The 9,837-nt window shown below is 55.6% G+C and carries 9 protein-coding genes; 7 read left to right on the top strand and 2 right to left on the bottom strand.

The genetic code is table 11. The features are described from left to right. The 6 genes from VI895_07070 to VI895_07045 form a co-directional block, all read left to right on the top strand. The coding region (locus VI895_07070; protein HLG19564.1) for a hypothetical protein at positions 1–642 on the top strand (642 nt) is incomplete at its 5' end. Next, positions 642–866 carry a 4Fe-4S binding protein gene (locus tag VI895_07065; protein HLG19563.1) on the top strand — a complete coding sequence of 75 codons (225 nt, stop codon included), beginning with the start codon at positions 642–644 and terminating at the stop codon, positions 864–866. The genes VI895_07070 and VI895_07065, both read left to right, overlap by 1 nt. Continuing rightward, positions 863–1,945 carry a 3-methyl-2-oxobutanoate dehydrogenase subunit VorB gene (locus VI895_07060; GenBank protein HLG19562.1) on the top strand — a complete coding sequence of 361 codons (1,083 nt, stop codon included), beginning with the start codon at positions 863–865 and terminating at the stop codon, positions 1,943–1,945. The genes VI895_07065 and VI895_07060 overlap by 4 nt, the downstream gene beginning before the upstream one ends. Then, the gene (locus VI895_07055; GenBank protein HLG19561.1) at positions 1,942–2,709 is read left to right on the top strand and encodes a thiamine pyrophosphate-dependent enzyme; all 768 of its coding nucleotides are present in this window, start codon (positions 1,942–1,944) and stop codon (positions 2,707–2,709) included. Before VI895_07060 ends, VI895_07055 begins: the two co-directional genes overlap by 4 nt. After that, positions 2,699–3,259 (top strand): 2-oxoacid:acceptor oxidoreductase family protein, encoded by a 561-nt coding sequence (locus VI895_07050; GenBank protein ID HLG19560.1) that lies wholly within the window; start codon positions 2,699–2,701, stop codon positions 3,257–3,259. Before VI895_07055 ends, VI895_07050 begins: the two co-directional genes overlap by 11 nt. A 63-nt stretch (positions 3,260–3,322) precedes the next feature. Beyond that, positions 3,323–4,591: an amino acid permease gene (locus VI895_07045; protein ID HLG19559.1), complete on the top strand. Its 1,269-nt coding sequence runs from the start codon at positions 3,323–3,325 to the stop codon at positions 4,589–4,591. Here VI895_07045 and VI895_07040 read toward each other — a convergent pair. Both VI895_07040 and VI895_07035 read right to left on the bottom strand, forming a co-directional pair. Further along, a complete protein-coding gene (locus VI895_07040) occupies positions 4,588–6,051 on the bottom strand; it encodes an HD domain-containing phosphohydrolase (GenBank protein ID HLG19558.1) in 1,464 nt (487 codons plus the stop codon). The two genes, VI895_07045 and VI895_07040, sit on opposite strands and share 4 nt — an antisense overlap. Next, positions 6,044–7,783 (bottom strand): hypothetical protein, encoded by a 1,740-nt coding sequence (locus tag VI895_07035; protein ID HLG19557.1) that lies wholly within the window; start codon positions 7,781–7,783, stop codon positions 6,044–6,046. Before VI895_07035 ends, VI895_07040 begins: the two co-directional genes overlap by 8 nt. A gap of 149 nt (positions 7,784–7,932) precedes the next feature. Between VI895_07035 and dnaK the strand changes: the two genes are divergently transcribed. Then, positions 7,933–9,834, top strand: coding sequence for a molecular chaperone DnaK (dnaK, locus tag VI895_07030; protein HLG19556.1), 1,902 nt, complete (start codon positions 7,933–7,935; stop codon positions 9,832–9,834). Positions 9,835–9,837 lie beyond the last annotated feature (3 nt).

Genomic DNA, 9,837 nt, shown 5'->3' with positions numbered 1-9,837 from the left:
GGGAGCGGCAAAACGGAAGTCGCCATTAATTATAGCCGGCGAATCCGGCGAGAGGACGATCGGCCCGTGTCGCTGATCGATCTCGATTTGGTGAATCCCTATTTCCGGTCGCGGGAAGCGATCGACATTCTGCGTTCCGAGGGAATCTCGGTGATCGCTCCGAAGGGTGAACAATTCTATTCGGATTTGCCGATCATCCTTCCGGAAGTGCGGCGGCTATTGGCGGCTTCGGAAGAGAGCGTGGTTCTCGACGTGGGCGGCGACGAAGTGGGAGCTTCGATTTTGGCCTCGTTGCGGGATGCCGTTCCGGATCGGCGGTTCGGTCTTTGGGTGGTGCTCAACGCCCGCCGGCCGTTTACCCAAACCGTCCAGGGTTCGCTTCGGATGATCCGCGATCTCGAGAGGGCGTGCGGTCTTCGGGTTACGGGTTTGGTATCGAATACGCATCTTCTTCACGAGACGACGGTGGATGTTGTTCTAAATGGCCTCGAAGTCGCTCGAAGGACGGCCGCCGAATCGGGCTTGCGTCTCAAGTTCGTCGCCGCGCGGGAGTCGCTGTTCGACCAACTAAAGACGGCCGTCGGCGAGACACCGCTTTTGACGATGCGCCTGACGATGCACCGGCCGTGGGAGAAGAATTAATGCCCCACCCTCAAATTCGCCATGAGAGATGCAAAGGATGCGGTCTTTGCGTGGATGCGTGTCCCAAGCATGTGATTCAAATGTCGAGGAAGATTAATCAACAGGGCTATTTTTACGCCGATGTGGTGAACGAATCGGAGTGCACGGGCTGCAAGTTGTGCGCCGTAGCGTGTCCCGACGTCGGCATCGACGTCTATGGAAGAAAGAGGGGGGATCCGAAATGAGCCGCCAGCTGATGAAAGGGAATGAAGCGATCGCCGAAGCGGCCGTGAGGGTCGGCGCGAAATATTATTTCGGTTATCCCATCACTCCGCAAAACGAAGTGGCGGAATATCTTTCCAAACGCCTTCCCGAGGTCGACGGTGTCTTCGTGCAGGCGGAAAGCGAAATCGCCGCAAGCAACATGCTTTTCGGAGCCGCGGCGAGCGGCCTGCCGGTTTTTACGACCTCCTCGAGTCCCGGTATCAGCCTGATGCAAGAGGCGATCAGTTATATGGCCGGCGCACATCTTCCCGGAGTGATCGTCAATATCGTCCGGGGCGGCCCGGGGCTGGGCGGAATTCTTCCGGCTCAATCCGATTATTTTCAAAGCACGAAAGGGGGAGGGCATGGCGACTATCGTCTCCCCGTGTTCGCGCCCGCTTCCATTCAAGAAGCCGTCGATCTCGTGCAGCTCGCATTCCGTATCGCTCAAAAATATCGCTGCCCGGTGATGATCTTGGCGGATGGAATGATCGGCCAGATGATGGAACCGGTGGAGTTCCCCGAAACCGCGGAAGAGGGTGTGCCGGCGGCCAAAGAGTGGATTACCGACGGAGCGAAAGCTCGCAGTTCACGGATCATCAAAAGTTTGTACCTCGATCCGAACTTGCTGGAGAAAAATAACCAGAAATTGGCCGACAAATACGCGCGGATGGAAAAAGAAGAAATCCGTTACGAAGAATACGTTCTCGACGATCGGACGGAGCTTGTGGTTGTTGCCTATGGCACGATGGCTCGGATTTGCAAAACGGCCGTGGATGATTTGAAAGAAGAAGGAGTGCGGGCCGGACTCTTCCGTCCGATCACCCTCTTTCCGTTTCCTTTAGCTCAGATCGGGAATTGGGCGGCGCGACCTTCTGTTAAATGTTTTTTGACGGTGGAAATGAGTATGGGCCAGATGGTGGAAGACGTTCATCGGGCTGTTTTGGGAAGAAAACCGGTCGACTTTTTCGGTCGCTGCGGTGGAATCGTTCCCACGCCGGAAGAGGTCAAGAGGCAAATTCGTGATCGGCTGAAGACTTCGGAAAGGAAACGGCCATGAGCGAGAAGCCCTCGTCCGAATCGCTGATCTTCACTCGTCCATTGAGTATGTATGACGTTCCGACGCATTATTGCCCCGGATGCACCCACGGCACGATCCACCGCCTCGTCGCCGAATGTTTGGATGAATTGGGAGTCCGGGAGCGGACCGTCGGCGTAGCCCCCGTCGGCTGCTCGGTACTGATGTACAACTACATCAATACCGATTTTCTTGAAGCTCCCCACGGACGCGCGCCAGCGCTGGCCACCGGGCTCAAACGAGTGAGGCCGGATCTGTTTGTCTTCACGTATCAGGGAGACGGGGATTTGGCGTCGATCGGGACCAACGAAATCCTGCACGCGGCGAATCGAGGGGAAAAATTCACGACGATCTTCGTCAACAACGCCGTGTACGGCATGACCGGCGGACAGATGGCTCCCACAACGCTTCCGGGACAGAAGACGACCACGACCCAAATGGGACGAGACGTCCAAAAGAGTGGATATCCATTGAGGGTCGCCGAACTTCTCTCGACGCTTTTGACTCCCGCGTATATCTGCCGTGTGTCGGCTCACGATCCGGCGCACATCATCCGAGCGAAGAAGGCGATCAAACGGGCCTTTCAATATCAAGTGGACAATGTCTGTTTCAGTTTCGTCGAGGTGTTGTCCACCTGTCCCACGAATTGGGGGATGACGCCGGCGGAAGCGGGGCATTGGGTGCGCGACAAAATGATTCCCGTCTACCCGTTGGGCGAACTCAAGGAACCTCCCCATGCAAATTGAAGTCACGTTCGCCGGATTCGGAGGACAGGGAGTTCTGGCGATCGGACAAATTCTCGCTCTGGCCGGCATGGAAGACGGAAAACATGTGATCTGGCTCCCGTCTTACGGCCCTGAAATGCGCGGCGGAACCGCTTATTGTTCCGTCGTAATCGCCGATCACCCGATCGGAAGTCCGATCATCAGTCAGCCGAGCTGCGTCGCTGTAATGAACCGGCCGTCTTTTGACAAATTCGTCCCCCATATCAAACCGAACGGCCTGCTTATCGTGAATTCCAGTTTGATCGACATTCGAAGCGACCGAGCCGACATCGATCAAGTGTACATTCCGGCGAACGATCTGGCGGTGAAGGCGGGGAACGCCAAGGCGGCCAACATGCCGATCTTGGGAGCGTTCGCGGCTCGCAACGGTGCTATCGAACCGAAGCTGATACGCGAAGCCGTGGAGCACAAACTGGGCGGTAAGAAAGATTTGCTCGCGATTAATCTTCAGCTGTTTGATCAGGGATTTGAAGCCGCCGCTCATGCGTCGGCGCGCGCCGCTGTTTCCTGATATCGCTTTATTCGTTCTTTAATTCTGGACGGCCCTCGTCTCGCTCTGTAAACGAATTCAACTTTGTCGGCCCTCCGAAAAAATCTGGGCTTCGCTCAAGGACTAGCTCTCTACCTGGCGGCTGTTCTTGGAACCGGAATTTTGGTCATCCCCCTCCTCGCCTGGCGCGAAGGAGGACCGGCGTCGCTGATTGCCTGGGCGATTTTGGGAATCCTGGGTCTTGCTCTGGCCTGGACATTTGCGACTGCGGGAGCCGAGTTCCCCGACGCGGGCGGGATCCAAACGATGATCGAGCGTGTATTTGGGCGGACGGCTGGCATGCTCAGCCGCTGGCTCATTTTCTTTTCCGTTCCCGCGGGAGCCGTCGCGGCGGCACACATATTGGCGGACCATCTGGTGGCAGCGTTTCCCCTGCCGGGCGAGTACTCGTTCTGGATTGCTTGGGTAAGTTGGATGGCGGTCACGGTCGCCAATTATTTAGGGATTCGCGTGAGTGCCAACGTTCAACTTGCGCTCAGCGGGCTCCTAGTCCTTGTTCTCTCGATTTTTGTGATCGTCGGCCTGCCGTCCGTAAGACTAGATCACTTTAGTCCGTTTGCTCCGTTTGGAATTATCGGTATTGGGAGGTCCGCCGTATTGATCTTTTGGTCGTTCTTGGGATGGGAGGCCATCGCTCATCTCGCCGAGGAATTTCGAGATCCGCGGCGCGACATGCTTCGTTCAGCGGTCACGGCCGGCGTCATCGTCGGTTTTTTCTATATGGCGGTGGCCTTTGTTCTCATCGGCGTGGGTGTGTTTTCGAACGAAGGCGGCGCGAGCGCACCCTTGGTGGCGCTCGCCGGGAGTTTCGCCGGCAGGCCGGGGCGAATTCTCACGGGTGTGATCGCCGCCGTGATTTGCCTGGGGACGATGAATGCCTATACGGCGGGCGTTTCACGCCTCGGCTACGCCATGGCTCGCGATGGCGACCTGCCGAAGGGGTTGGGTCACCTGGATGCCCGTACGGCAACGCCGAAAAACAGCGTTCTCTTTCTTTTTTTCTTAATCAGCGCGGCTCTTCTAATTCAAAGATTCTTTCATGTGCCGATGCGACTGTTCTTTTTGATTCCAAATGTCGCCTTTCTCTTTCTATACACGCTGGGTTGTCTATCGGTGGCCAGACTCTTGCGAGGCCGGCCGTTGGCCGTAACCGCGGCGTATTTCTCGACAGCCGTTTGCGCTTTAATGGTCCCCTTCGCATCGGGTGTCCTTTTCTACCCGCTGCTGATTGTCTCGGCCGCTCTGTTTTATACGGCTGTAGTCAAGCGAAGCGTTCGCCGGTTTCGAAGCTAAGCTACTTGAACTTCGGCGAAGAGATGCGCCAGCGGATTGATGCGGTATTTCGACGGATCCAGTGATTTGACGATCGATCTGCCGGAACGGTCGCTGGAGAGATCGATTTCTTTCGGCGGCAGACGGTTTCCCTCCGGACCGTATAGAAACTTAACTCGCGGCTTGGCCGGATCGCTCCGTGATTCCGGGCCGTCGATCACCAGAGCCATGTCCTTCGTATTGAGAAGGACGAGCGAGCCGGGCGGATAAAGCGTCATCAACTTCGTGAATAGATGCAGGAGGACGCCGTCGAACTTTTTTTCTTCTTCTTTGGTCATCAGTTTCAACGCCTCGTTTGGCAAGAGTGCATCGCGGTAACTGTGAGGCGTTATCATGGCGTCGTAACAGTGTCCGATCGCGACAATTCGGGAGAAGAGGATCGGCCGCCGTCCCTTGCCCTCTTGAAGACTGAGCGTGTGCTCATAGGCAACCAACATTCTTCGGAGAGCGGATTCATTAAAACCCTTCAACCGGATGAGTTGAAGAAGGGAGTACGTGTTGCTCTTTTGAAGTTCCTTCCAATCATTCGGGCCGAGCTGAAGCCGCTTTTCAAGAATCTCGGCGGGGATCTGAATTTTGCCGATATCGTGCAACATCGCCGCCATTCCAAGGTCGGAGAGGTGCCGCTTGCTCATGCCCAGCTCGCGGCCCATCAAGAGCGAAAAAAGCATGACGTTGACCGAATGATAGGCGAGCTGGCTTTCTGAGGTGTGAATATTGGTCAGCGCCAGAAGCGTCCGCCGATCCTCTCCCATCGCGTCGATAAATTCGTGGATCGTTCGTTGCAGGCGGCTGAGCGACGTGAGTTCGCCCGCCTCCGCCAATTTAATGAACTCCTGAAGGAAGATCACGGTCTTCAAATAGAGGCGAAGGAGATAGCTTGGATCGGACAGCATTTCGGCCGTGATGTTCCGGGCTTCAACCTCGGACATCTGTCCGGCCGGTATGATTCGAATGGCGGTATACGAGGTGTGGCCGATCCATTCCTTGGAGTTTTCGTCCGGACCGCTTTTTAGGAGCGCGCTTAAGAAGGAGCGAAGCTCTTCCGTGGCCGGTGCGCCCGTGAACGTGAAGCCCGCGATCTTGAACTGGCGCAGCAGCTGAGAGAGGAAACGGAAGTTTTCAAAGCCGCTGAATTCCACTTTAAGAAGAACTTTGTTGAGATAAAACCCCTCGCCGACGGCCGTAATCGAAACGCTTTCACCGAACGTCGAAAGTTCATCGAGGACTTTCTGCAGATTCTGAATCGCCTGGTTGGTCGCTTCGTTTTGTATGTCATGGACGCGGCCGGTTCGATAAAGCATGAAGAGACGGTCCACCAGCTCTTTACCGATGCGCTGGAGCTGGTTTTCTCCATCTTCTTCCCGCCCGGCCTCGTAAACTTCCTGGAGAAGCGACTGGTGTTCCTTGTCGTCAGGCATGGGCCTTTTCTTTCGGCCACTTAAGCAGCGCTTGTTCGCATGCTGCTTTAAGTTGATTGGGCACCAACTTTCGATCTTTCTCTTTCACCACGGTCGCTCGGGCCACATCGCCGCCCACGGTGAGTAAACCCCAAGCGGCGGCGATCCGTCGTTCAATCGCTTTCTCGGTTCGGTCCAACATACCCCCCTTCAGTTCGTCCCGGAAGATGGGCAAAAGCGCGGCGCCGCCCAGGCGGCCCAGTCCGGTGTAAACCTGTTTTTTCTCCTCGAGATCGCGTGCATCAAATTCCGCGCCGCGGGTCAGTTCAAAAATCGGTTTTGCAAGCTTCTTGTCGCCCGTATCCACGAGAAGTTTGAGAGCTTTCATGCGGACGATAGCATGAGCGTCTTTCAGAGCGTTTAAACAGAGACCTTTCGCATGCTCCGCTCCCTCTTGCGCCAGGATATCGAGTGACTTGGAGCGTACGTGGGGATCTTTGTGGTGAAACGCTCGTTTGATTTGAGGGGCCGTCTTGGAAAGACCGATCGAAGAGAGTAGGTCGAGCGTGGCAAGGGCGAGATTTGAATTTGGAGTTTGAAAAGTCGAAGCGAAAAGATCGGCGTGCTCGGTTCCAATGGAGGCCAGCGGAACGACGAGCTTCGATCGGAAGTCCGGTTTGTCCGTGGATTTGAAAAGCTCAAAAATGACCGGCGCTGATTTGACGGAGAGGGCGGCGACAAACTGTCCAAAATCGTCGAATTTTGAAAATTCATGGCCCGAGGCGGCTTTGGTCGCGGGCTCGATCACCGAACGATCGTTCATTTCGTCGTAGAACGATTTCATGAGGGCCGTATTGGCAGCGGATGGATTCCGAGAGGAATCGGCCAGTTCTTTGAGTTTGGTGTAGATCTTCGCCGCTAATCCGAAATTGCCCAGCCGACTCATCGACTCGATCATCCGCCGGACCACGGTTGAAATCGCCCGGAATTCTTTCTCGCGTTCTTCGGTAATCAAAACACGCAACAGAACGAGAATCATTCGCTGAACGATGACATCGTCGTCGCCGCCGACTTGGGAGCGAGCCTGATCCATGCCCTCCTGGGACACGCGGGCAACATCGAGATCGGGGAGATTCATGATTTCTTCGGCGTCCGCGCGTTTCAAACGTCGGCGAGCGGTGGGAACCGCCCCGGAAAGCAGGGAGGAGATGGAGGCTTGGGACTCATCCCGCAAGGCATCTTTGGCCATCTGGGCAAGCGTCGTTTCGAGGTCCTGCGCCTCTTGTCCCGCTTCGGCGAACGTTTCAACCACGACGTAAGAAATATGTTCGAACGCGTTTTTCCAAAGGAGCGTGACGGTATCCTCGTCACAGAACTCGTACGACTCGTAGTCCGTGCGAAGAATCTGAAAAAACGCTTTCAGTTCTTCCTTCGTAATCCCCTGAATAAAGCTCAGTTGCCGAATGCCGTCCTGATGAAACTTGAACGAGAAATTCTCCTGCTTGTTCGTATTGTGGTAGACCGGTTTTTCACCGAAGTGGAATTCATACGGCTTAACGACGAGCGTTAACTCGGAATCGTTTTGCAAAAAAGCGGAGATCTTTTCAAAAGCCTTCGTTTCAAACTGGTCGACCGTGACATGGTCGGCGGCGTACATCCGGTAGGCGCGCAAGACTTTCTCAAAAGTCTGCAGGATGTCCGAGACGGCATCGATTTGCACCTGGAGTTCGGGTTCTTCCTGTGGTTTGGCCACGCCAAACCCATTGTAGGAGGGGCGGGAGAAAACTCAATAGGTTCAATAAGTTGTCGACCGATCTCTTTTCCGCCCGCTCTTGACATGAATCGTTTGGTGCTTATGTAAGCAAGCGTTGTCACTGAGAAATTCACATAAAGGGAGCACGCATGTCGAAAATTATCGGAATTGATTTAGGAACCACCAACTCGGTCGTAGCCGTGATGGAGGGGGGCGAGGCCAAGGTCATCGCCAACGAAGAGGGCGGCCGTACGACGCCGTCGGTCGTTGGGTTTCTAAAAGACGGAACCCGCGCGGTCGGGCAGGTGGCTAAGCGGCAGGCGATCACAAACCCCGAAAATACGGTCTTTTCGATCAAACGGTTCATGGGACGACGTTATGAGGAAGTCGGAAGCGAAATGAAGACGGTCCCGTACAAAGTCGCCCGGGACGGCAGCGGCAACGCCGTCGTGGAAATCCAAGGCAAGAGTTTCGCCCCGCCCGAGATCTCGGCGCTGATTCTAATGAAACTTAAGAAGGCGGCGGAGGATTATCTCGGCCAGCCGGTGAAAGACGCCGTAATCACGGTCCCGGCATATTTCAACGACGCTCAACGGCAGGCGACCAAAGATGCGGGAAAGATCGCCGGACTCGAAGTGAAGCGAATCATCAACGAACCGACGGCTGCGGCACTGGCCTACGGCATGGATAAGAAGAAAGACCAGCTCATCGCCGTTTACGATTTCGGCGGAGGAACCTTCGATATTTCGATTCTGGAGGTCGGCGATAAGGTCGTGGAAGTCAAAGCGACAAACGGCGACACCCATTTGGGCGGCGACGACATCGACCAGGTGATCATCAATTGGCTCGTGGCCGAATTTAAGAAAGATCAGGGGATCGATGTCTCGGGCGACAAGATGGTCGTGCAGAGGCTCAAGGAAGCGTCGGAAAAGGCCAAGATTGAGCTTTCGACGGTGATGGAAACCGAAATCAATCTTCCGTTCTTGACGGCCGATGCCTCGGGACCCAAGCACATGAACGTAAGGCTCTCCCGGGCGCAGTTCGAGAAATTGGCCGGATCGATCATGGAACGTTCCAAAGGTCCGTGCCTCCAATGCATGGAAGATGCGGGCGTCAAGCCGGCTGACATCGATGAGGTCATTCTGGTCGGCGGATCGATCCGAATTCCTTACGTACAGCGGCTTGTGAAGGAACTCTTCGGGAAAGAAGGATCCAAGACCGTCAATCCCGACGAGGTCGTGGCGGTGGGCGCCGCGGTTCAGGGCGGCGTATTAGCCGGCGACGTGAAGGACGTTCTGCTGCTGGACGTGACTCCGCTCTCTCTCGGAATCGAAACGCTGGGCGGTGTCATGACCCGCCTGATCGAACGAAACACGACGATCCCCGTCCGCAAGTCGGAAGTGTTTTCGACGGCGGCCGATAACCAGACATCGGTGGAGATTCATGTCCTTCAGGGCGAACGCGAAATGGCGACCTATAACCGAACGCTGGGCCGATTCCATCTGGAAGGGATCCCGGCGGCTCCGCGCGGCGTTCCGCAGATCGAGGTGACGTTTGATATCGATGCGAACGGAATCGTGAACGCCGCTGCCAAAGACAGGGCGACCGGGAAGGAACAAAAGATCACGATCACCGCTTCCTCGGGAATTGCGAAAGATGAAGTCGATCGGATGGTCCGGGACGCCGAATCTCATTCGGCCGAAGACAAGAAACGTCATGAAGAGATTCAGACGCGAAACCATCTCGATTCGATGATCTTTAACACCGAAAAGCTGCTTCGGGAGAACAAGGAAAAGGTTCCTGCGGATTCGCTCAAGGCGATCGAGGATGCCGTGGCGGCCGCTAAAAAGGCGCTGGAGACGAACCAGTACGACGCCATGAAAAAGGAATTGGACAACCTCACGCAGGCTTCCCATAAACTTGCCGAGGTCATGTACAAAACCACCGCCGGCCAGCCGGGCGGCCCGACTCAAGAGCCCAAAAAGGGTCCCACGAACGGATCGGGTGAGAAGGGCGACGTCATCGACGCCGAATATAAAGACGTTCAGTAAGTC

This window comes from Bdellovibrionota bacterium, assembly GCA_035292885.1.
Taxonomy (GTDB): domain Bacteria; phylum Bdellovibrionota_G; class JALEGL01; order JALEGL01; family DATDPG01; genus DATDPG01.
This window is presented reverse-complemented; position numbering and strand designations above follow the sequence as displayed.

What these genes read in the sequence shown, in the direction of transcription:
- dnaK (HLG19556.1), top strand. Translation starts at nt 7,933, where the DNA reads ATGTCGAAAATTATCGGAATTGATTTAGGAACCACCAACTCGGTCGTA.
- VI895_07060 (HLG19562.1), top strand. Translation starts at nt 863, where the DNA reads ATGAGCCGCCAGCTGATGAAAGGGAATGAAGCGATCGCCGAAGCGGCC.
- VI895_07040 (HLG19558.1), bottom strand. Translation starts at nt 6,051, where the DNA reads ATGCCTGACGACAAGGAACACCAGTCGCTTCTCCAGGAAGTTTACGAG.
- VI895_07050 (HLG19560.1), top strand. Translation starts at nt 2,699, where the DNA reads ATGCAAATTGAAGTCACGTTCGCCGGATTCGGAGGACAGGGAGTTCTG.
- VI895_07055 (HLG19561.1), top strand. Translation starts at nt 1,942, where the DNA reads ATGAGCGAGAAGCCCTCGTCCGAATCGCTGATCTTCACTCGTCCATTG.
- VI895_07065 (HLG19563.1), top strand. Translation starts at nt 642, where the DNA reads ATGCCCCACCCTCAAATTCGCCATGAGAGATGCAAAGGATGCGGTCTT.